The following is a 20,430-nucleotide window of genomic DNA, read 5'->3' as shown; positions in this document are numbered from 1 at the left end:
GTGGTTAGTAAATGGCTTTAAATTTAGAACCATTCACTACAAACTACAAGCTGCAAACCTAAAAAGGCGCTGTCGCAAAGACAGCGCTTTTTTACTAGCCACGAGCTACGAGCCACGAGCCACTAGCCCCTAACCCCTAACCCCTAACCCCTAACCCCTAGCCCTTAACCCCAAAATTTCTAAACCGTTGTAATAACAACCGATTGTCCTGTTTATCCATGGTATACTACGTTCAGAAGTTGAGAGAACCTCACTTAGAGATAAGATATAATTCATCCACTTACTTAGGAGGTAGGTACTATGTTGAAATCTGTTTTGAATAAATTCGCAATGAATGAAAAAGTTACGTCTGATATGATCATGGGCGATATCATCCGCCTTCATCCGGAAGTCGTCGATACCCTCATTTCTCAGGGGATGCACTGCCTGGGCTGCCCGTCGTCGCAGCAGGAAAGCCTGGCCAATGCCTGCTTTGTCCACGGCCTGGACCCGGAAATCGTCACCAAAGCCGTCAACGTTGCCATTGAAGCGAACAAACAGTAAGAGGAGGACATATCATGAGCGCATTTTTAGGACCCATCCATTTTTGGTTATACAATAAAATCCAGTTCCAGGAAAGCCTGATCGACGAACTCATCCGCTACGCATCCAGCCAGGGCTGGTCCGACAGCGATTTGGCCGACAAATACGGCAGCAAAGACCGCCGCAAACTCGATGAAGTCATCGACGAATCGAACATCCACGGCTGGCTCCAGTCGCGTATCCACGATGCCGAAGGCCGTTATGCCGCCTTGGTACTCGATGTCGCCGGCGACCAGGAAGACCGCTTGACGGCACTGAAACAGGCCGCTTATGACTTCGGTGCCAGCCAGCATCTCAATGCCGCTACGGCCCCGGAAGCCTTCCACCGCCTGGACGACCTGCTCCTGGACGGGATGCCCTGCGACCAGGTCAACCGCGTCCGCGAAAGCGATGACAGCCGCATCACCTGGGACCGGACCATGGACCTGCACAGCGAATTCTGGCAGGGCCACGGCGACCGCTACTACGCCCTGCGCCAGGCCTTGGTCGACGGCCTGTTGTCGGCTACGGATTACGCCTTCACCAGCCCGGCCGAAGGCCAGTATGAAATCGTCAAGAAATCTGCCTAAACGAAAGAGAGGGAGCCTTATGTATTGCACGGAAGTCATGGTTAAACAACATGCCAATATTTCACGGATGCTGAAAGTCATCAAAGAATCATGTTGCGCTATTCTGGAAGGGGCTGAAATCGACCAGCAGGAATTTGCCGAAATCCTCGATTTCATCCGCCGTTATGCCGATGGCCACCATCACCGCCGGGAAGAACTCGTCCTCTTCCCTGAAATGGTCGACCACCTGGAAGAAGTCGCCTCTATCATCATCAAGCACGGCATGCTCGTCGAACACGACCTCATCCGTGCCCATGTCCGGGCCCTCGACGAAGCCCTCAAACTCTACGCCCAGGAACCGAAGACGGAATATAAACTCCAGGTCCTGACCGAAGCCATGGCCTATGCCAACCGCCTGCAGCAGCACGTAGAAAAAGAAAACAATGTCGTCTACCCCTTAGCCGACCGCGGCCTGTCCGATGATATCAAAGCTAAAATCGACCAGACCGTAAAAGACATGGAACAAGAAGAAGGCCCGGAATTCGTAAAAGGCTACATGGAACTCCTGGACCGCCTGGAAAAGAAATATAAAATCGCGTAAGGCCGCCTATGGGCCGCCCGCAGGCCGCAGTTCGCCGGCCGCCGGCCGCATCGGACTCATGGTGGTATTACGACCGTATACCAGTGGACATAAATTCCGGCTGTATCCAGGAGTCACGGCGGGACGCCTTAACAGGACGTCCCCTACGAAATCGCATACAGGCGATGAAAGTGAAATAAAAAACACAGCCAGCGGCCTTGTGTGTAGGGGCCGGCCTTTAACCTCTCAGACCGCCTTTGGCGGCCAGCTCCCCTATAAAGGGAGCCTTGGGCGGCCCGCTGTGAGATTTGGGCATAACCTATTCTGGATGATGGCAGGCTTTTTCAAACCACGAGTCATTCGTTAACAGGATTCACGACGGCCTGGCTCTCCTCATAGGAGAGCTGTCAGCGAAGCTGACTGAGAGGTTGCTCTTTTTACATAGTTTGTAGTACGGAGTTTGTAGAAGATGGCTTAAAATTTTTACCCATTGCTAGCCACTAACCACTAATCACTAACCACTAAAAAAACTTGTCGCACGGCGACAAGTTTTTTTTTATGCCAAGACACATTTTGTCCTCCTATTGATGTATAATAATATGTCCAAGGAGGCGATAGGAATGAAAAAGATTGATGTAGTACAAGCACAGCAAGATATCCAGTTCATCTATGACTGCTATAAGAGATTTGGCCTTGACGTGGACGAATGCCGGGCCGTCCTTAAAGAACGCGACTGCTGCGAACACCGCGACAGTGACGGTCATCTGCTCTTTGAGGATGCCAGCTCCCTGACGATGATAGATAGCGCCAAGAATTGTCATGATACGTATATCTGCAAAAAATGCCATACTGTTTTTTCGCTGAAAATTGACCCGGATACGCACGAATACAGCTACAATGAAGTCTTGAGATATAACAGCCTGGATGACCTTCTCAAGCCGGATTTCATAGCACACCTCGAAAAATCCAATCATATTTTGGACAAGATGCAGCAGTTCACGCCCAAAGATGTCACCTTTTTCCACAACAATCTTAAAATCCAGGCCGAACTGCTCCAGCGTGAAATCCGTCGACAAACGGCTATCTTAGAGAAATTGGATTACATCACCCTGGACCTGCCCTATTACGATGACTTTTCAGCCAAACACATCCGCAGCATTCTCTTTCCCCTGTACAAGCAGATGACATTCAGGACCTTTTGGGTACTGAACTTTTCTGTGCCCATCTTTAGCAACCTCGATTATTATGACCGTACGGTCAATCTCCTCGACGACATCCCGGGCCTCAATATGGACGAAGCGCTCACGCTTATCGAAGACTGTTTCAAAAAGGCTGGCACGACCTTGCAGGAAAGCCGGCGCCGTTACGCCTGGGAGCCCGTCTGCCATCACCGCGATGAACGGGGGAACCTGCTGATCCATAATCTGCCGAATATGGTACAGACCGTTGAATGTGAACGCTGCCATGCCGTCTTTGCCCTGAATTTCAACGAACAACTGGGAAAATACATCCATGGCTACCTCTTGGACGACTGCCACTTCTACGACTTCGAACGGACTGGCGTCGCCGAAAAAGCAGAAGCCGTCCTGGAAAAAGACAGACTTTCCAACGTCCATTCGCTGACGGACTATTACCGCATGCGCGAAGAGTTGAAAGAACAGTACCAGGCCGTCACGGAAGATAAGATGGCCTGTTGGGAACTGGTGGGACGCCTGAATACATGCCTCTTAGAAATCGATGGCCTGAATACCTTCACGCGCCATCAAGTCGAAGACAGCGTGTTGTATGCCCAAAAAGAAATGATCGACCGTTATCTCTGGCAACATGGACTTCAAAAACAACTCAAAGCCCGGCTGAAAGAATTCGGCACCCTTCCGTCCCTGAAGTATCCCTGGGATAGTAAAAAGAACACAAAGACAGAAGATACAGAGAAAGGAAAGATACTGCATGGTACATTTTGACAAAACCTGTCCTCCTCAGATGCTATAGTGAAGATAGAACTTGCATTTCACAGGAGGGATCATCATGGACATAAGCGAACAGACCAAGAAAAATCAGGCCATCAATTTGTATACGTGGGGCTTAGAACTCCTCTCTGACGGCGGTCACGTCCGAGATGCCGATAAAGTGGGCTGGATGCTGATAGAAAATGCAGCCACCCAGGGTGACTGGGACGCTCAGAACTATTTAAGCGATGCCTATTTTTACAGTTACAAAAAAGATGAAAAAGCTGCCTTTTGGTACACCAAAGCCGCCGAACAGGGACTGCCAGAAGCCCAGGCCATGCTGGGGATGCTCTATCTCCTGGGACGCGGCGTCACACGGAATTACGCCAAAGCCCGCCATTACTTTGAACAAGCCTTGCAAGGCGGTGAACTCAACGTCGAAGCCGCCGTGGCCCAATATTGGCTGGGCCAGATGTATAAAGAAGGCATTGGTGTCTCGAAAGATTGCGAAAAAGGCGAAAAACTGATACATCTGGCCGCCATAAACGGTTATGCACCCCGTGGGAAATAAGTGAGCGCAGGCCGCCTCGGAATCAGATGCGGCTTCGCCGCGATAAACTCAAACTGACAACGACGCTTCGGGAAACCCTCAGCGCGTAGCGGGCCGCCCGCCGCTACCAATCGTCCGGGTAACTGCCCTGTATCTGACGAATCAGAAAGCTTTGGGACGGCCCCTACGGATGCGGCTTCGTCGCGACAAATTCATGAAATGAACGCAGTTCGCCGGTCGCAGATGGCAGACCGCAAAAAAATCACGGCCAACGGCCTTGTGCGTAGGGGCTGTCCCAAGCCTTTTTGGCCCGTCAGGTGCCGACCGTCGGGAGGTGCAGGACGGCTGCCAAAACGGACAGCTGTGGCTGGGCGTCCCGCTTGTGAGATTCGACCATAGCCTATTCAAGCATAATGGCAGGTTTTTACGAACCACTAGTCACAAACAACGAGCCGCTTTATTCCAATCATCATTAACCTGGAAGCGCAGAACGATTTCAATCCGGGTTATCCGCTGCTAAAGCGGGCCGTTTACTATTGCGGTCGCATGATTTCCAGTCAGTATGGCACGGTTTTTGTGAAATCCCATTACGAAAAAATCCAGAAGGTCTATTCCATCTGGATTTGTACGATGCCAACGAGAAAATGGGAGTACAATATTTCCAGTTACCAACTGACAGAAAAACATCTAATCGGCTATACGCAGGCCGAACGGAGCCATTACGATTTAATCAATATTGTCTTGGTCTGTCTGGGAAGCAAGAGCCATAAACAGCTAAAAGGCATCCTACGATTGCTGAATATGCTACTCTTGGACAACATCAGTTCCCAAGAAAAGCAGGAATTATTGTCGAAAGAGTTTAATGTAACAATGACACCGCACTTGGAGAAAGGAGTGGCAGCCATGTGTAACTTGAGTGAAGGTATTGAACGACGTGGGGAAAAACGCGGACGTAAACTAGGTGAAGAAGTAGGCGAAAAACGTGGTTGGAATTTAGGGAAGCAAGACGACGTACTGGAAATGCTGAAAGATGGTGTACCTTTTGAAAAGATTGCTCAGTATACTAAGTTATCCTTAGAAGCTATTGCTGACATTGCAAAGCAGAATAAATTGATTTAGGGCCAAATACAAAAATAACCGTTAGCAGTGTAGAACCCAGTTGGTAGTTAAAGCAGTACCTGCCGGTCTTTCCGTAAGGGCATCACCTTCTCGATGAGATTACCGGCTAACTCGATTTTTGTCCTTCCTTTCGTCCATATCGGGTACCTTACGGGAACCGCTAAATAAAGAGGCCATGCATGGAAGCCTATGAGCTGCCCCCCCAATAGTTAGACCAAAAATCTAACGATTGGGGGTCAGTTTTTTTATGGCAAAACACAGTTATGAATTTAAGAAAAAAATAGTACTGGAATACTTGAGCAGTGACGAAGGGTGTACTTCTATTTCACGTAAATATGGAATGGCAAGTAGCAGCCAATTGCTAAAGTGGACTGCAGCCTACAAAGCATTTGGAGATGATGGATTGAAAAGATCCCGCTCTCGAAAAATATACTCTTTCAAAGAGAAACTTTCTGTGGTACAGTCTTACTTAACAAGCGAATTTTCATATCAGGAACTCGCCCTTCAAGTAGGAATCAACAATCCGACAATGATTGCCAGATGGGTCAATGAATTTAAAATAGCTGGGCCGGATGCATTACGGCCACATAGGAAAGGCAGGAAAAGAACTTTGAGCAAATCACGAACCAGCAAACCAGATACTCAGGAGCAGAAGCCAGTAGTCGACACCAGTGTGGAACATGTCCAGGAGTTAGAGGATGAAAATCTCAAACTCCGGATAGAGAATGCTTTTTTTAAAGAACTGAGGAGACTGCGTTTAGAGGACGAAGCAAAAACGAGAGGGTTGCAAAAATCATCTGCAGTCTCCGAGGATCATTCAAATTAAACGATCTTCTCTCCTATACGCAGATACCCAAGGCAACCTATATGTACTGGCAGAAACGATTTGACCGTGAGAATCCCAATCAAGAACTAGAAGACAAAATACAGGAAATCCGTAGCCAGCATAAAGATTATGGCTATCGGCGCATGACCGGTGAATTAAAGAATCAAGGGTATTGCGTGAACAAGAAGAAAGTCCAACGTATCATGCAGAAACTAGGCCTTCAGGTAACATCCTTTACTCGAAAAAGCCGTAAATACAGCTCTTATAGAGGCAAGGTAGGAAACGTGGCTCCGAATCGGATACGACGTCGTTTTAACACGACTATTCCGCACCAGAAGATTACAACCGACACGTCAGAATTCAAATATTATGAAGTAGATACACAGGGACATCTGACCCTGCACAAGCTTTATCTGGATCCTTTCCTGGACATGTTCAACAATGAAATCATCAGTTATGGAATAGCGAAATATCCTTCAGCTAAAAGCATACTGGAAGCGCAGGCTGAAGCAATCAAAATCACGGCTGATTGTCCGTATCGAAGAACGTTTCACTCCGATCAGGGCTGGGCATATCAAATGAAAGCCTATACCCAGAATCTTAAAGAAGAACGAATTTTTCAGAGCATGTCTCGAAAGGGCAACTGTCATGATAACGCTGTCATGGAGAACTTCTTCGGCTTAATGAAGCAAGAAATGTATTATGGGGTGATTTACTACAGCTATGAGGAACTAAAAGCCGCTATCGAACGATATATCAAATACTATAATGAGCAAAGAATCAAAGAAAAACTAGGTTGGAAAAGTCCTGTACAATACAGAATTTTCCGACAGACAGCATAAAAAAGTAACGAGACAGTAAAAACTGTCTCGTTACCAAGGTCTAACTTTTTGGGGTCACATCACTAAGCTATCATGCATGGCTTTTTTCGGCTCAGATGTGGCTTCGCCGCAACAAATTCATGAAATAAATGCAGTTTGTCGGTCGCAGATGGCAGGTTTTTACGAGCCACGAATCACGAGCCACTATTTTTTCACGAGCCGAGGGTCACTCAAAGCGATTGGTCCTATGTCAAGTTTGAGTACAAGTTAAATTGAGGTTTTTATCAATCAGTTATCCAGCAATCAAAGCTGCCTTTTTCTTGTAGTTTGCATATAATTTCTCATAGTCATTTGGTGACATATAGTTACAGTGACTGTGAATTCGAACGGTATTATAAAACGTGTTAATGTATTCAAACACCAGCATATAGGCTTGTTGATAATTTTCAATCTTAAATCGATTCAGCCATTCTCGCTTAATCAAGGCATGGAATGATTCTATGCAGGCATTATCCCATGGATAGCCTTTCTTCGAATAGCTGCGGCACATCTGTGCGGTTTCCTTGATATAGGATTGCGAAAGATATTGATAACCGCGGTCAGTATGAATTACTACCAGACGGCCTGGATTCCTTGTTTGCTTTGCCGTTTGAAGCATCCTAACAATGCCAGATGCATCCAACTTCCGGGATAAATTCCAGGCAATGATTTTTCGAGAAAACAAATCCATGATACTGGCCAAATACACAAAGCCTTCAGTAGTCCAAATATAAGTAATATCGCTGCACCAGATCGTGTCTGGTCTTGACGGATTAAATGGTTCTTGCAGAATATTAACTAATATGGCATCAAACCAACGGCTCTGGGTCGTAACGGTATAATGCTTGACCCAACAAGCACGAATCCCCATTTGCCGCATGTAAAGGCCCACTGTCCTTTCGGAAATACATTCACCTTTCTGTGGAAGCAATTTAGTAATTTTGGGTGCTCCATAGATTTGCTTTGAATCTTCGTAAAGGGTTTGAATCTGTTTTTTTACCTCCTTACGGTGCGTAGCTTGTTTGGATAATTTGCGATGACTCCATCCATAGTAACCTGATGTAGAAACGCCCAATTCTGCCAGCACTCCAGATAGCGAAAAATGGCGTTTCCCCTGATGGGCTTTTTCGGCTTCCTGTTTGACGCTATGGTAAATGGCGGGGATTATTTGTCTAGAATGCTGATAGCTTTTTTTAAGACATTGATGGCATCCTTGGCATCTCGTAATTCACGTTTCAAACGAGCGATTTCCTTGGCTTCATCAGATGCATAGTTTCCGGATCCGCGATATGGCATTTCCCCATTATCCCGTAATTGCTTTTGCCATCGGGACAGTGTCTGTTGGGAAATTCCTAAATTATGGGCACACCCAATCAGTCCTAAGTCACGATGATCATGGTAATATTGGACAGCATCCATTTTAAATTGTTTGTCGAACTTCGTCATACTAAGGCCCCCTATATATACTTTTATTGTATCACTTTATGGAAAACCTCAGTTTGACTTGTCCTATTTATATGCTAGCACCACTTATGATAAAGCCCTAAATGGCGTAGCGGGCATGAAGGGCGCAGTTGATTTAGCTGCTGATTATATGGCTCATGGCGGAGATTTAGAAGTACAAGTTGATGCTTTGATCAATAATCAGATTATTAAGTGTGGAACTTCTGGTTTTTTGACTAGCTTAGGCGGTTTTATTACCCTGCCGGTTGCTTTACCGGCCAATGTGGCCAGCGTGATTTATATGCAGATGCAGATGATTGCGGCTATCGCCCGTATGGGCGGTTATAATTTACATGATGACCGCGTTAAAACCTTGGTCATTGCCTGCTTGTGTGGTAAATGAAGTGAAAGAAATCTTGAAGCAGGCTGGCATCCAAATCGGTAAAAAGCTGACGGAAAGAGCCGTTCAGAAAATATCTTCGGCACTTATCGTCCGCATCAACCGGGCCGTTGGTTTCCGCCTGCTCACTAAATTCGGGACGAAAGGGGCCATCAATCTGAGTAAGGCTATTCCGGTCATTGGCGGACTTATTGGAGGAGGCGTAGATGCTTATTCTACGAAAGTCATTGGCAATAAAGCGAAGGAATTGTTTATCTTGGGACAAAATGAGTCGCCTGTAGTAACCATTGATGCTACGGTAGAATAAATTCTTAAAATGACAGAATTTGTCGTTGTCATCTGCTATGATGTAGGTAAAGGAAGAATTTATATGTAGGGTAAGGTGATATTATGGATGTAACGGCTATGGGAAAAGCTTTGTCGTTGTCTTATGATAAGGCCCTCAGTGGCATTGTCGGCATGAAGGGCGCCGAGGCGCTGGCGGCGGAATATATGGCGACTGGCGATGATTTGGAGAAACAGGTGGATATGCTGATCCGCAATCAGGTCATCAAGTGCGGGGCTTCGGGCTTTTTGACGAGTTTAGGCGGCGCCATTACGCTGCCCGTGGCCCTGCCTGCCAATGTCCTCAGTGTGCTGTATATGCAGCTGCAGATGATTGCGGCCATTGCCCATATGGGCGGCTATGATTTGCAGAGCGACCGGGTGCGGACGCTGGTCATTGCCTGTCTTTGCGGCAACCAGCTCAAGGAAGTATTGAAACAGGCTGGCATCAAGGTGGGGACGACGTTGACGGCTAAGGCGATTCAACGGTTGTCGGCAGTGCTCTTCAATCGCATTAATCGGACGGTTACGATGCGTTTGTTGTCGCGTTTCGGGACGAAGAGCGCCATTAATTTAGGGAAGGCCATTCCCCTCGTTGGCGGTCTGATTGGCGGCGGCTTCGATGCCTATTCTACGCAGATTATCGGCGATAAGGCCAAAGAGATGTTCATTCTGGAAGCCCGGCACATGGAAAATGGGGAAGTGGCTGTCGAAGTCATCAATGTATCGCATGATGATGCGGATTAAGGAGGTCATATACGATGGAACTCATGAATTTGAATCATCCCGCTTCACATAAGTGTGCTTTTTGTAAGCACTGGTATGACCCGATGAACCAGGCCATCCGGCCGAAGGCGCCGATTGTCGGTTTTTGGGAGTATGATCCGCTGGCTGAGAACCAGTGTATGGTGCGGAACATGAAGACCCGGGGCGTACAATCGTGTAATCAGTTTGTCTGTAAGATTTGAAAAGGGCGTGAGGACGTAAACGATGGGGACGGCTGTGGCTCAAGGCGTTGCCTGGCTGATTAAATGGTTTATTTTACGACCTTTATTTTATATTTTAATACAGGTTTTATGGCCTTTTATTTACGGTCTGGGTGTCAATTTCTTGGCTGTCTATGAGACGGGGTGGAACAGCGGCGATTGGCTTACGAGAGGAGTGCTGATTTTTATTACCCTTGGCTTTTTAGGACTGCTCGTCGGTATTTTTGCCCCCAAGAAGGAGGCCCAGGAAAATCGGCATCGTGTCCGCTGTGTGATTGTCAATGTGCTGTTATACGTGCTGGTTCTTTATATCATCGCCCGGTGGTATGGGTTGGCCCAGCCCCTTACGATGACGATTACGATTTGAGGAGAAGGTGATTGTTTGAAGGAAGATAAGGTTTCGCGGGTACTGGCGCTGTATTCGCAGCTGTTGGCTGGCCAGACGATTCAGAAGCCGGCGGCGGCCCAGCAGTATGGTGTGAATGAGCGCAGTATCCAGCGGGATATTGAAGATATCCGGGCGTTTTGCCGCAATGGCATGGCTGTCGGCGACGGGACGCCTTGTGATATTGTCTATGATTATGTGGAAAAGGGCTACCGCATGGAAGGCGGCCAGGTCCAGAAGTTGTCGAATAGTGAGATTTTGGCATTATGCAAGATTTTGCTTGACAGCCGGGCTTTCGTCAAGACGGAAATGGAAGAGATGCTGCGCAAGGTGATTTCCTGCTGTGTGCCGGCGTCGAATCAGGCCATGGTGACCCGCCTGGTCAATAATGAGGCCTTCCACTACGTCGAACCGCGGCACCGGACGAGTTTCCTCGACACCATGTGGCATCTCGGCGAGGCCATCCAGCAGCACCGTTATGTCGATGTGGCTTATGGCCGGCTGAAGGACCGGAAAATCGTTCAGCGGCGGCTGAAGCCCTTGGCCCTGCTCTTTTCGGAATACTATTTTTATCTCATCGCCTTCATCGACGACAAGGATATCGAAAAGATTTATGAAAGTGCCCGGGACATTACGCCGACGATTTACCGCTTGGACCGGATCAAGACCTTGGATGTCGAAAAAGAGACCTTCCACATTCCTTATAACCGGCGTTTCCAGGAAGGCGAGTTCCGCAAGCGCGTCCAGTTCATGTACGGCGGACGGCTGCAGCGCGTCACCTTCACCTATACGGGCTATGATATCGACGCCATCTTGGACCGTTTGCCGACGGCGAAGATACTGAGTGAAGATAACGGGACGTACCAGCTGGAAGCGGAAGTCTACGGGAAGGGCATCGAAATGTGGCTGCGGAGCCAGGGGAAATATGTCAAAGACGTCAAAATCGTAGAAGTGTAAGGCGTTAGGAGTCATGCCTGAGAGGGAGCCCTTCATGGCGTGGCTCCTCTTTTTGTTTCTCGTGATTCTTGTTATAATAAAAGACAAAGAACAGGAGAAGAGCCCCGCCTAGGAAAGCAGGTGATGGTATGAAGTGGCAGATGCCGATTGGTGTCGATAATTTTTTTGATATACGGAGCAAGCATTATTATTTCGTCGACAAGACGGATTTTATCCGCCAGCTCATCGACGGGCACAGTGCGGTGACGCTGATTACGCGGCCGCGGCGGTTCGGCAAGACCTTGACCCTGAGTATGCTGGAGTATTTCTTTTCTATCGAAAAAGAAGCACAGAGCCGCCGTCTCTTCGACGGACTGGCAATCGAAGGGGCCGGCGCTGCCTACATGGCCCATCGCGGCCAGTATCCGGTTATTTTCATGTCTTTTAAAGGGATGCAGCAGGATACGTGGCAAGGCATGTTCCAGTCGTTTCGGCTTTGGATTCAGCGGGAGTTTAATAAACATGAATTTCTATTGCAAGGCAGTCTTTTAAACGAAGTAGAGAAAAATGCATTTCATCGCGTTATCTGGCAGCAGGCGACTCCTGAAGAATATCAGCTCAGTTTGTTGAATTTATCAGAATATTTGTTTCGCTATTATCGGGTAAAACCGATTATATTGATTGATGAATACGACACGCCTTTGCAAACGGCTTATAGTCATCAATTTTATGATCAGACTATCGCTTATTTCCGGACGTTTTTTAATAATACCCTGAAGGGCAATGAGTTTTTGAATTTTGCGATTTTGACGGGCGTCTTGCGCATTGCTAAGGAAAGTATCTTTAGTGGTTTGAATAATCTCGATGTCTATTCCGTGATGGATGACGAATATAGTACTGTCATGGGGTTCACGCCAGCGGAAGTCGAAAAAATGGCTGGCGATTTACAGGCCGATGCCTTATTGCCGCAATTGAAGGCTTGGTATGACGGCTATCGTTTCGGCCATCATGAGATTTATAATCCCTGGTCGGTCATTTCTTGTTTTGCCAAAAGACGGATCGGGGACTACTGGGTCAATACGTCGGCCAATGAAATCATTGCGACTCTGCTTCAGGGATCCTCTAACAGGCAGGAAGAACGGCTATTAGCTTTGTTACAAGGAAACACCGTGTCGGCTGTCATTCGCGAAGGCTTGATTTATCAGGATATACGCATGGATAAAGATGCCCTGTATACACTGTTGCTGACAACGGGCTATTTGACGGCTGTCTGGCGGCAGGATATTCCCAATGGGATGCTTTGCCAATTAAAGATTCCCAATGAAGAAGTGCGCCATGTGTTTCAGAGTGAAATCCTTGACCGCTTTTGCGTGGATGGGGATGTTTCCCGCTTATATATCATGATGGGGCATTTGCTGCAGGGACAGGCGGATATTTTTTCGGAAGAATTGCAGCAATTTATCCTGCAGCTCGTCAGTGTCTATGATGCGGCCAATAAGGAGAGCTTTTACCACGGTTTCATGCTGGGCATGACAGCATTGTTCCTGGGCAAGGATTATACGGTCGAGTCGAACCGGGAAAGCGGGTACGGCCGCTTCGACCTGGCGATTATTCCCAAGGACGTGTCTAAAGCCGGCGTCATCATGGAGTTCAAGGTGGCTTCGAGTGAAGCGGACATGGCGGCGAAGGCCAAAGAGGCGTTGCAGCAGATTGAAGAGCGGGAATATGTGACGGAATTCCGCCAGCGGGGAATTCAGCGTGTATGGAAATACGGTATCGCCTTTTGCGGGAAAAAAATCCTTGCATTTCAAGGGCCAATGTGCTAAACTATTCTAGCATAGGTTTTGAATGATTGATACAGAAAGAGGTGTAAGTGGTGAAAGAAGGTATTCATCCGAAGTACTACCCGAATGCGAAAGTTACTTGCGCATGCGGCAATACGTTTGAAACAGGTTCTACGAAACCGGAACTGCGTGTTGAAATTTGCTCCAAATGCCATCCGTTCTTTACGGGTCAGCAGCGCGCTCAGCAGGCTCGCGGCCGTATCGAACAGTTCAATAAACGTTATGGTAAAACAGCTAAATAAGCAGCAGTACAAGTGGGCAGCAGAGCAGAAATGCTCTGCTCTATTTGTATGTACAGAAATGGAGGCAACTCTTTGAAGAAACCGAAGACGTACGTCGGCGGCCAGGCCGTCATCGAAGGGGTTATGATGCGCGGTCCTGTCAGCATTGCCACAGCAGTGCGGACGCCGTCCGGTGAAATTACTGTAAAGAAAGACGCCGTTCACTCCATTACCGAACGGTATCCGATTTTGAAGAAGCCTTTTTTGCGGGGCAGTGTTGCCTTGTGCGAGTCCCTGGTATACGGCATGAAGAGCCTGTCCTATTCGGCCCAGGCTGCCGGTGAAGAAGATGAGCAGCTGTCGAACACGCAGATGGCCCTGACCATGGCCGTGTCCGTCGTCCTGGCCATCGTCTTTTTCCTGGCCATCCCGACGTATGCAGCCAAGTTCATTCCCGGCGTGGCCGACAGTGCCTTTCGCCTGAACATCGTCGAAGGGGTCCTGCGCCTCGCTATATTTCTATTATATATATGGGGGATTTCCCTGACGTCGGATATCCGCCGCGTCTTTGAATACCATGGTGCTGAACACAAGACCATTTGGACGTATGAATCGGGAGAAGAGCTGACCGTCGAGAACGTCAAGCGCCACAGCCGCCTCCATCCGCGGTGTGGTACGAATTTCCTGCTCATCGTCATGGTCGTGTCGATTTTCGTCTTTGCCTTCCTGGGCTGGCCGAATCTCGTCGAACGCATTGCATCCCGCGTGCTGCTCATGCCCGTCGTCGCCGGCATCAGTTATGAAATGATACGCCTCGCCGGCCGCACCCAGAATCCGGTCATTCAAGCCTTATTCCGTCCGGGCCTGTGGCTCCAGTATCTGACGACGCGGGAACCCCATGCCGACCAGATCGAAGTGGCTATCGAAGCCCTCAACGCCGCCAAGCCGGCTGATGAAGAAAATGAATCGAACGAATTGAAATGAGGAGGACCTTATGAGCTCTTTTATGGATAAAGTCCAGGCCGTAGAAAATAAATTCATGGACCTGGAACAGCAGATCAGCGACCCGTCTGTCATCGCCCGTCAGGACGAATGGCAGAAACTGACTAAGGAACACGCTTCGCTGATGCCGATTGTCGAAACGTTCCGCAAATACAAAGACATTACCAGCACCATCGACGGCGACAAGGAAATCATCGATGATCCCGACAGCGACGACGACCTCATCGCCATGGCCAAGGAAGAAATGAACGGCCTCACTAAGGAACAGGCCGATCTGGAAGACCAGCTGCACGTCCTCATGCTGCCCAAGGACCCGCGGGATGACAAGAACGTCATCATGGAAATCCGCGCCGGTGCCGGCGGCGACGAAGCAGCCCTCTTTGCCGGCGACTTGTTCCGCATGTACATGAAATACATCGAAAAACAGCCGGGCTGGAAGACGAGCATCATCAGTTCCAACGCACCGGAACTGGGCGGCTTCAAGGAAGTCGTCTTCTCCGTCGAAGGCTCTGGCGTCTATGGCAAGTTGAAATATGAATCGGGCGTCCACCGCGTCCAGCGCGTGCCAGTCACCGAAGCCGGCGGCCGTATCCACACGTCGACGGCAACCGTTGCCGTCCTGCCGGAAGCGGAAGACGTCGAAATCGACCTCAACATGGACGACGTCCGCGTCGACTATTTCCGCGCCTCCGGTGCCGGCGGCCAGCACGTCAATAAGACGAGTTCTGCCGTCCGCATGACCCATATCCCGACGGGGATGGTCGTCGAATGTCAGGATGAACGGTCCCAGCTGGAAAACCGTGCCAAGGCCCTGCGCGTCCTGAAAGCCCGCCTCCTCGACCAGGCTCAGCAGAAGGCCGATGCCGAATTGACGGAAGAACGGCGCAGCCAGGTCGGTACGGGCGACCGCAGTGAACGTATCCGCACGTATAACTTCCCGCAGGGCCGCGTGACGGACCATCGCATCAACCTGACCCTGTACAAGCTGGATAACATCCTCAACGGCGATATCGACGAATTCATCCAGGCCCTGGCCGAAGCCCGCCGGGCGGAATTGATGAAAGAAGCCGAAGATGAATAAGATTTGGACTATCGGTGCCTTGCTGCAATGGACGCAACAGTACTTTGCCGGCAAAGGCATCGATTCGCCGCGCCTCGATGCGGAAATCCTCCTGGCCCACGTCCTGCATAAAGAGCGCATCTACCTGTACGCCCATTATGACGAACCCATGAACGGTGAAGAACTGGCAGCCTACCGGGCGATGGTCAAACAGCGGGCTGACCGCCTGTCCGTGGCCCATATCCTGGGTACCAAGGCCTTCATGGGCCTCGAGTTCAAGGTCAGTGAAGACGTCCTCATTCCCAGGCCGGAAACGGAAATGCTCGTCGAGACTGTCGTCGCCGCTGCCGAAGGGACGGCGCCGGCTATCATCGATATCGGTACGGGCAGCGGAGCCATCATCCTCAGCCTGCTCCACTATCTGCCGCAGGCCACGGGGACGGGCGTCGACATCTCGCCCAAGGCCCTGGCCATAGCCGCTGAAAATGGCCGTACCCTGGGCCTCGACGGCCGCGTGACCTGGATCGAAAGCGATTTATTCACCAAGGTTCCGCAAGGCGCTTGTGACTGGCTGGTGTCCAATCCGCCGTACCTGACCAAGGGCGATATGGAACAGCTTCAGCCGGAAGTGCGCCATGACCCGGCCCTGGCCCTGTACGGCGGCGACGATGGGTTGGAATTCTATCGTCGCATCGCCGCAGAAAGCCCGGCTTACGTCAAAGCCGGCGGCCACTGTGCCGTCGAAATCGGCGCCGGCCAGGCCGACGCCGTGACGGCTGTTTTCTGCCGCCATGGCGCCTATGACCACGAACAGACCGTCAAGGATTACGGCGGCATCGACAGGGTCCTCGTATTTTCCAGAAAAGAGTAGAGACGATGAAACAGACGAAACTTGTAGAAATTACGGATATAGAGAAACAGAAAGCCATCCTCGAAGAAGCGGGCCAGATCATCCGCGACGGCGGCCTGGTCGTCTTTCCGACGGAAACGGTCTACGGTATCGGTGCCAATGGCCTCGACGCCGACGCGTGCCGCAGTATTTACGTCGCCAAAGGCCGGCCCAGCGATAACCCGCTCATCCTGACCGTACCCGACGAAGAAGGGGCCCGCCAGGCAGCGGCTGTCATCCCGCCGACGGCACAGAAGCTCATGGACCGCTTCTGGCCGGGACCGCTGACCATCGTCCTGCCGCGCAAGCCCATCGTGCCTGATGCGGCGACGGGCGGCCTCGATACGGTAGCCCTGCGCTGCCCGGACCACGATATCTGCCGGGCCTTCCTGCGCTGTGCCGGCGTCCCCGTAGCCGGTCCCAGCGCCAACCTGTCGACCCGGCCCAGTCCGACGACGGCCGAAGAAGTCATGCACGACATGGACGGCCGCGTCGACATGGTCATCGACGGCGGTCCCTGCCACATCGGCGTCGAATCGACGATCGTCGAATGTAACGGCGACGACGGCGTCACCATCCTGCGTCCCGGCGGCGTCACTGTCGAGATGCTTCAGGAAGTCGTACCCCACGTCCAGCTCGATACGACGCTGGTCACGGGTAAAGGCGTCCCCAAGGCGCCGGGCATGAAATACCGCCACTATGCGCCGTCGGCACCGATGACCGTCGTCGTCGGCCCTGTCGACAAGGTGACGGAAAAACTGCAGGCCTTATACGACCAGGCCAAGGGCGAAGGCAAGACCGTCGGCTTTTTGGTCAGCGAAGAAGTAGGGGCCTCGTTCCCGCATAAAGATATGTATATCTGGGGCCGCCATGGCGACAAGGAAGCCCTGGCCAACCAGCTCTACACGGGCCTCTTGTCCTTCGACAGCGACCAGGTCGATATCATCCTGGCCGAAGGCATCGACGATGAGGGATTGGGCCTGGCTATCATGAACCGCATGAAGAAAGCTGCCGGCGGCCACGTGGTCATTGTCGGTTAAACCTTTTCACATGACTCCGAAAGGGGTATAATAAAACTGAATTTATCAGCATATATGGGAGGAATTGATTATGAAATTAGTACTCGGCGCCGATCACGGCGGATTTGACCTGAAAGAAAACATCAAAGAATATTTGAAGGAACAAGGCATTGAATTCACCGATTACGGCACCCTGACGGGCGAACGCTGCGATTATCCGGACATTGCCAAGAAAGTCGCTGAAGCCGTCGCTGACGGCACTTTCGACCGGGGCATCCTTGTCTGCGGCACAGGTATCGGCATCGGCATTGCTGCCAACAAAGTCCACGGCATCCGGGCCGCTCTCTGCCACGACTGCTTCTCGGCAGAATACTGCCGCCGCCACAATGACGCCAACATCCTGACCATGGGCGGCCGCGTCATCGGCCCGGGCCTGGCCAGAGAAATCGTCCGTATCTTCCTCTCCACTGGTTTTGATGGCGGCCGCCACGCTGTCCGCGTCGCCAAGATTGCAGAAATGGATAAATAGGAAAGGGGATTTCACACATGCACGTACAAGTAATGGATCATCCGCTCATTCAGCACAAAGTCACACTCATGCGGAAAAAGGAAACGGGCTCGAAGGATTTCCGCAACCTCCTGGAAGAAATCACCATGCTCATGGGCTATGAAATCACACGGGACCTGCCCTTGGAAGACGTCGAAATCGAAACGCCTGTCGCCAAGATGATAGGCAAACAGATCAGCGGCAAGAAACTGGGCATCGTCCCGGTCCTGCGCGCCGGCCTGGGCATGGTACAGGGCATGCTCAACCTTATCCCGACGGCCAAAGTCGGCCACATCGGCCTCTACCGTGATCCGCAGACGCTGGAACCGGTCGAATACTACTGCAAGCTGCCCGATGTAGAAGACCGTGATTTCATCATCGTCGACCCTATGCTGGCTACTGGCGGCAGTGCATCGGCTGCCATTACGCTGCTCAAAGAAAAAGGCATCAAGAACATCAAGCTCATGTGCCTTGTCGCAGCGCCCCAGGGCGTCCAGAAAGTCAACGCCGACCATCCCGACGTCCGCATCTACGTCGCTGCTCTCGATGACAAACTCAACGACAAAGGCTATATCGTCCCCGGCTTAGGCGATGCCGGGGACCGCATCTTCGGAACGAAGTGATCGTCCGTCGTTCGTTGTAAGACGTACATCGGTGTAGGGGCTTGCACGTGGCGATCCCTACAGTGTAAAAAAGGCCTGTCGCATTACACGGGTGCTCATAAGAAAGTAATTCCAGAAATTACGATTATGGCATCTGTCAGGCGGGATTGGCAACGAAATAACGGGTATCCGGTGAAAATCGGATACCCGTTATTTTTTTGCCGCCATGAAAAGCAATAGATTTATTCACAGCTTTCAGGTATAATTGTCTTAAATCAATCCTATCCCATCCATTCCGAGATTTTTTCAAAAAATCTCAAAAAAGTTTGAAAGCATTGGAACAATTCAGCCCTTCTCATGCCATATATGGTGGAGGGCTGAATACAGAAGCGATTGGAGGTGACGCTGATGGACAAGCAAAAAGACCCGAAAGGCTTTCTTGTGGTGCTGCCCGGTGAGATCATCGAGATACCACAGGATAGCGACAAATCATGGCTGACACTGTTTTACAGTCTGCCGCGAAAGCTTGCGGAGAAGTGGAAGCCAGCCTATGAGCTGCCCCGCTGCCCGTATGAGGTCTTGCGGACGGATAAATATGACCACATCGTATGTGATGATATGTTCAAGTTGCTTGTGTGGGACTGCTACGCATGGAGCGCATGGCAGTTCTTCCAAGTCAAAGACCGCAAGGGCAATTACCGCGACATTCCCGGCAGCTGGAATCAGTATGCAGGATATTTCCCTTTGTGGCGGCTGTCGTACAGCATCATCCCCTACATCCGCATGAAGTTTGAACAGAACGGATTGGGTTTCCAGAACCTATACAACATCCCGCAGGGCGTGGAAGTGCCGTGGCTGACCTATCAGCAGTTCAGCAATCTGGTCGGCAATGTCACCGACATGGTGATTGCGGAACAGAACTGGCAGCCGATGATCGATGCGATCTGGGAGAACCGCACCGTGGAGGACTACGAAACCACAAGCAGCACCGTCAAGACGGATTTCATGCGGAAGTGGCATCACAACCGCTCCGGCAAGCCAATTTCTCTTGACGAGATGATGGAGAGCGAGGACGGCGATATTTTCGAGGTAGCCGATCCACGGAGCGAGTTTGAGCAGAAGGTTATTTCTGAAATGCAGATTGCCGCCTTTGCCGAGCAGAGCATTAGCGAGAAAGACCGGGAAATATTGAAGCTGCGCATGGACGGCTTGACTGAACAGGAGATTGCAGACAAGGTTGGCTACAAGACCGCCAGCGCAGTCCATAAGCGGATCGCCAAAATTGCGGGAGCCTATGAGGACTATGTGACAGCGGAATATTGAAAATATTTGGACAGATAATTTAATGATACTGGACAAACAGAGATTGGGGTGAAACGAATGAAAAATGAGTATGAAGATTACGAAAGATATATGAAAAACAGACCTCATGTTGTGATTCTCGGTGCGGGTGCAAGCTGTGCAGCAATCCCTAATGGGGACAAGCATGGCAAGAAGATTTCTGCAATGAGTGGGTTTATTGAAAAACTAGGGTTATCAAGCGTGATTTCCAAGGTGGACATCCGTACATCCTCTGATAATCTTGAAGATATTTATATGGAACTCGATGAACGCAGTAAAGCTGACCCCCTATGCCAAGAGGTCAAAGAAGTGGTCCTATGTCAAGTTTGAGTACAAATTAAATTGAGGTTTCTATCAATCAGTTATCCAGCAATCAAAGCTGCCTTTTTCTTGTAGTTTGCATATAATTTTTCATAGTCA

Annotated in this window: 25 protein-coding genes; 23 read left to right on the top strand and 2 right to left on the bottom strand. The window is 50.2% G+C overall.

Annotated features, from left to right (window positions below; translation table 11 throughout):
* Nucleotides 1-300 precede the first annotated feature (300 nt).
* From ACFCTO_RS09755 to ACFCTO_RS09725, 7 genes are all read left to right on the top strand, one after another.
* Nucleotides 301-543, top strand: coding sequence for a DUF1858 domain-containing protein (locus ACFCTO_RS09755; RefSeq protein ID WP_020310427.1), 243 nt, complete (start codon nucleotides 301-303; stop codon nucleotides 541-543).
* Nucleotides 544-557: 14 nt separating this feature from the next.
* The gene (locus ACFCTO_RS09750) at nucleotides 558-1,151 is read left to right on the top strand and encodes a hypothetical protein (RefSeq protein ID WP_292260703.1); all 594 of its coding nucleotides are present in this window, start codon (nucleotides 558-560) and stop codon (nucleotides 1,149-1,151) included.
* A gap of 19 nt (nucleotides 1,152-1,170) precedes the next feature.
* Nucleotides 1,171-1,731 carry a hemerythrin domain-containing protein gene (locus ACFCTO_RS09745; protein ID WP_020310429.1) on the top strand — a complete coding sequence of 187 codons (561 nt, stop codon included), beginning with the start codon at nucleotides 1,171-1,173 and terminating at the stop codon, nucleotides 1,729-1,731.
* Nucleotides 1,732-2,330: 599 nt separating this feature from the next.
* Nucleotides 2,331-3,671, top strand: coding sequence for a hypothetical protein (locus ACFCTO_RS09740; protein ID WP_499876798.1), 1,341 nt, complete (start codon nucleotides 2,331-2,333; stop codon nucleotides 3,669-3,671).
* A gap of 64 nt (nucleotides 3,672-3,735) precedes the next feature.
* Nucleotides 3,736-4,227 carry a tetratricopeptide repeat protein gene (locus tag ACFCTO_RS09735; RefSeq protein WP_481325610.1) on the top strand — a complete coding sequence of 164 codons (492 nt, stop codon included), beginning with the start codon at nucleotides 3,736-3,738 and terminating at the stop codon, nucleotides 4,225-4,227.
* A 609-nt stretch (nucleotides 4,228-4,836) separates the two neighbouring features.
* Complete coding sequence (locus ACFCTO_RS09730; protein ID WP_418518648.1) at nucleotides 4,837-5,325, top strand: hypothetical protein; 489 nt, start codon at nucleotides 4,837-4,839, stop codon at nucleotides 5,323-5,325.
* Between the two features lie 247 nt (nucleotides 5,326-5,572).
* Nucleotides 5,573-6,993 (top strand): IS3 family transposase gene (locus ACFCTO_RS09725; RefSeq protein ID WP_499876797.1). Its coding sequence is split into 2 segments (ribosomal slippage): nucleotides 5,573-6,140 and nucleotides 6,140-6,993, totalling 1,422 coding nucleotides; the frame shifts between segments, so codons are not numbered across the junction.
* Nucleotides 6,994-7,264: 271 nt separating this feature from the next.
* Here the strand turns inward: ACFCTO_RS09725 and ACFCTO_RS09720 are convergent.
* Together ACFCTO_RS09720 and ACFCTO_RS09715 are read right to left on the bottom strand one after the other, a co-directional pair.
* Nucleotides 7,265-8,167 carry an IS3 family transposase gene (locus ACFCTO_RS09720; protein WP_499876810.1) on the bottom strand — a complete coding sequence of 301 codons (903 nt, stop codon included), beginning with the start codon at nucleotides 8,165-8,167 and terminating at the stop codon, nucleotides 7,265-7,267.
* Between the two features lie 8 nt (nucleotides 8,168-8,175).
* A complete protein-coding gene (locus ACFCTO_RS09715; protein WP_072983483.1) occupies nucleotides 8,176-8,457 on the bottom strand; it encodes a transposase in 282 nt (93 codons plus the stop codon).
* 115 nt (nucleotides 8,458-8,572) lie between these two features.
* Between ACFCTO_RS09715 and ACFCTO_RS09710 the strand changes: the two genes are divergently transcribed.
* The 16 genes from ACFCTO_RS09710 (at nucleotide 8,573) to ACFCTO_RS09635 (ending at nucleotide 20,340) form a co-directional block, all read left to right on the top strand.
* Nucleotides 8,573-8,857 carry a hypothetical protein gene (locus ACFCTO_RS09710; protein ID WP_481325585.1) on the top strand — a complete coding sequence of 95 codons (285 nt, stop codon included), beginning with the start codon at nucleotides 8,573-8,575 and terminating at the stop codon, nucleotides 8,855-8,857.
* Nucleotides 8,808-9,161, top strand: coding sequence for a hypothetical protein (locus tag ACFCTO_RS09705; RefSeq protein ID WP_481325586.1), 354 nt, complete (start codon nucleotides 8,808-8,810; stop codon nucleotides 9,159-9,161). Before ACFCTO_RS09710 ends, ACFCTO_RS09705 begins: the two co-directional genes overlap by 50 nt.
* 98 nt (nucleotides 9,162-9,259) lie before the next feature.
* Complete coding sequence (locus ACFCTO_RS09700) at nucleotides 9,260-9,925, top strand: EcsC family protein (protein ID WP_499876796.1); 666 nt, start codon at nucleotides 9,260-9,262, stop codon at nucleotides 9,923-9,925.
* A gap of 14 nt (nucleotides 9,926-9,939) precedes the next feature.
* Complete coding sequence (locus ACFCTO_RS09695) at nucleotides 9,940-10,146, top strand: hypothetical protein (protein WP_014016014.1); 207 nt, start codon at nucleotides 9,940-9,942, stop codon at nucleotides 10,144-10,146.
* Nucleotides 10,147-10,168: 22 nt separating this feature from the next.
* Complete coding sequence (locus ACFCTO_RS09690; protein WP_370842405.1) at nucleotides 10,169-10,531, top strand: hypothetical protein; 363 nt, start codon at nucleotides 10,169-10,171, stop codon at nucleotides 10,529-10,531.
* Nucleotides 10,532-10,546: 15 nt separating this feature from the next.
* The gene (locus ACFCTO_RS09685) at nucleotides 10,547-11,506 is read left to right on the top strand and encodes a helix-turn-helix transcriptional regulator (RefSeq protein ID WP_370836053.1); all 960 of its coding nucleotides are present in this window, start codon (nucleotides 10,547-10,549) and stop codon (nucleotides 11,504-11,506) included.
* Nucleotides 11,507-11,634: 128 nt separating this feature from the next.
* Nucleotides 11,635-13,311 carry an AAA family ATPase gene (locus ACFCTO_RS09680; protein ID WP_499876795.1) on the top strand — a complete coding sequence of 559 codons (1,677 nt, stop codon included), beginning with the start codon at nucleotides 11,635-11,637 and terminating at the stop codon, nucleotides 13,309-13,311.
* Between the two features lie 50 nt (nucleotides 13,312-13,361).
* Entirely contained in the window at nucleotides 13,362-13,571 is a 210-nt protein-coding gene (gene rpmE, locus ACFCTO_RS09675) for a 50S ribosomal protein L31 (RefSeq protein ID WP_014017132.1), read from the top strand.
* 72 nt (nucleotides 13,572-13,643) lie between these two features.
* The gene (locus ACFCTO_RS09670) at nucleotides 13,644-14,534 is read left to right on the top strand and encodes a DUF1385 domain-containing protein (protein ID WP_299721282.1); all 891 of its coding nucleotides are present in this window, start codon (nucleotides 13,644-13,646) and stop codon (nucleotides 14,532-14,534) included.
* 10 nt (nucleotides 14,535-14,544) lie between these two features.
* Nucleotides 14,545-15,633, top strand: a complete 1,089-nt coding sequence (prfA, locus tag ACFCTO_RS09665) for a peptide chain release factor 1 (protein ID WP_287046320.1) — start codon at nucleotides 14,545-14,547, stop codon at nucleotides 15,631-15,633.
* Entirely contained in the window at nucleotides 15,626-16,483 is an 858-nt protein-coding gene (prmC, locus tag ACFCTO_RS09660; protein ID WP_492001229.1) for a peptide chain release factor N(5)-glutamine methyltransferase, read from the top strand. The genes prfA and prmC overlap by 8 nt, the downstream gene beginning before the upstream one ends.
* Nucleotides 16,484-16,488: 5 nt before the next feature.
* Nucleotides 16,489-17,541 carry an L-threonylcarbamoyladenylate synthase gene (locus ACFCTO_RS09655; RefSeq protein WP_020310570.1) on the top strand — a complete coding sequence of 351 codons (1,053 nt, stop codon included), beginning with the start codon at nucleotides 16,489-16,491 and terminating at the stop codon, nucleotides 17,539-17,541.
* A 70-nt stretch (nucleotides 17,542-17,611) separates the two neighbouring features.
* Nucleotides 17,612-18,049 (top strand): ribose 5-phosphate isomerase B, encoded by a 438-nt coding sequence (rpiB, locus tag ACFCTO_RS09650; RefSeq protein ID WP_014017127.1) that lies wholly within the window; start codon nucleotides 17,612-17,614, stop codon nucleotides 18,047-18,049.
* A 17-nt stretch (nucleotides 18,050-18,066) separates the two neighbouring features.
* Nucleotides 18,067-18,690: a uracil phosphoribosyltransferase gene (gene upp, locus ACFCTO_RS09645; RefSeq protein WP_270401473.1), complete on the top strand. Its 624-nt coding sequence runs from the start codon at nucleotides 18,067-18,069 to the stop codon at nucleotides 18,688-18,690.
* A gap of 387 nt (nucleotides 18,691-19,077) precedes the next feature.
* Nucleotides 19,078-19,992: an RNA polymerase sigma factor gene (locus tag ACFCTO_RS09640; protein ID WP_499876794.1), complete on the top strand. Its 915-nt coding sequence runs from the start codon at nucleotides 19,078-19,080 to the stop codon at nucleotides 19,990-19,992.
* 57 nt (nucleotides 19,993-20,049) lie between these two features.
* Nucleotides 20,050-20,340 (top strand): hypothetical protein, encoded by a 291-nt coding sequence (locus ACFCTO_RS09635; RefSeq protein WP_302755404.1) that lies wholly within the window; start codon nucleotides 20,050-20,052, stop codon nucleotides 20,338-20,340.
* Nucleotides 20,341-20,430: the final 90 nt, after the last annotated feature.

Origin of the sequence: Megasphaera indica (assembly GCF_046614755.1) — a bacterium.
Lineage (GTDB): Bacteria > Bacillota > Negativicutes > Veillonellales > Megasphaeraceae > Megasphaera > Megasphaera intestinihominis.
Note: the sequence above shows the minus strand (reverse complement) of the source record. Positions and strands in the feature narration are given on the sequence as shown.

What these genes read in the sequence shown, in the direction of transcription:
- ACFCTO_RS09755 (WP_020310427.1), top strand. Translation starts at nt 301, where the DNA reads ATGTTGAAATCTGTTTTGAATAAATTCGCAATGAATGAAAAAGTTACG.
- ACFCTO_RS09750 (WP_292260703.1), top strand. Translation starts at nt 558, where the DNA reads ATGAGCGCATTTTTAGGACCCATCCATTTTTGGTTATACAATAAAATC.
- ACFCTO_RS09745 (WP_020310429.1), top strand. Translation starts at nt 1,171, where the DNA reads ATGTATTGCACGGAAGTCATGGTTAAACAACATGCCAATATTTCACGG.
- ACFCTO_RS09740 (WP_499876798.1), top strand. Translation starts at nt 2,331, where the DNA reads ATGAAAAAGATTGATGTAGTACAAGCACAGCAAGATATCCAGTTCATC.
- ACFCTO_RS09735 (WP_481325610.1), top strand. Translation starts at nt 3,736, where the DNA reads ATGGACATAAGCGAACAGACCAAGAAAAATCAGGCCATCAATTTGTAT.
- ACFCTO_RS09730 (WP_418518648.1), top strand. Translation starts at nt 4,837, where the DNA reads ATGCCAACGAGAAAATGGGAGTACAATATTTCCAGTTACCAACTGACA.
- ACFCTO_RS09715 (WP_072983483.1), bottom strand. Translation starts at nt 8,457, where the DNA reads ATGACGAAGTTCGACAAACAATTTAAAATGGATGCTGTCCAATATTAC.
- ACFCTO_RS09710 (WP_481325585.1), top strand. Translation starts at nt 8,573, where the DNA reads ATGAAGGGCGCAGTTGATTTAGCTGCTGATTATATGGCTCATGGCGGA.
- ACFCTO_RS09705 (WP_481325586.1), top strand. Translation starts at nt 8,808, where the DNA reads ATGATGACCGCGTTAAAACCTTGGTCATTGCCTGCTTGTGTGGTAAAT.
- ACFCTO_RS09700 (WP_499876796.1), top strand. Translation starts at nt 9,260, where the DNA reads ATGGGAAAAGCTTTGTCGTTGTCTTATGATAAGGCCCTCAGTGGCATT.
- ACFCTO_RS09695 (WP_014016014.1), top strand. Translation starts at nt 9,940, where the DNA reads ATGGAACTCATGAATTTGAATCATCCCGCTTCACATAAGTGTGCTTTT.
- ACFCTO_RS09690 (WP_370842405.1), top strand. Translation starts at nt 10,169, where the DNA reads ATGGGGACGGCTGTGGCTCAAGGCGTTGCCTGGCTGATTAAATGGTTT.
- ACFCTO_RS09680 (WP_499876795.1), top strand. Translation starts at nt 11,635, where the DNA reads ATGAAGTGGCAGATGCCGATTGGTGTCGATAATTTTTTTGATATACGG.
- prfA (WP_287046320.1), top strand. Translation starts at nt 14,545, where the DNA reads ATGAGCTCTTTTATGGATAAAGTCCAGGCCGTAGAAAATAAATTCATG.
- prmC (WP_492001229.1), top strand. Translation starts at nt 15,626, where the DNA reads ATGAATAAGATTTGGACTATCGGTGCCTTGCTGCAATGGACGCAACAG.
- ACFCTO_RS09655 (WP_020310570.1), top strand. Translation starts at nt 16,489, where the DNA reads ATGAAACAGACGAAACTTGTAGAAATTACGGATATAGAGAAACAGAAA.
- rpiB (WP_014017127.1), top strand. Translation starts at nt 17,612, where the DNA reads ATGAAATTAGTACTCGGCGCCGATCACGGCGGATTTGACCTGAAAGAA.
- upp (WP_270401473.1), top strand. Translation starts at nt 18,067, where the DNA reads ATGCACGTACAAGTAATGGATCATCCGCTCATTCAGCACAAAGTCACA.
- ACFCTO_RS09640 (WP_499876794.1), top strand. Translation starts at nt 19,078, where the DNA reads ATGGACAAGCAAAAAGACCCGAAAGGCTTTCTTGTGGTGCTGCCCGGT.
- ACFCTO_RS09635 (WP_302755404.1), top strand. Translation starts at nt 20,050, where the DNA reads ATGAAAAATGAGTATGAAGATTACGAAAGATATATGAAAAACAGACCT.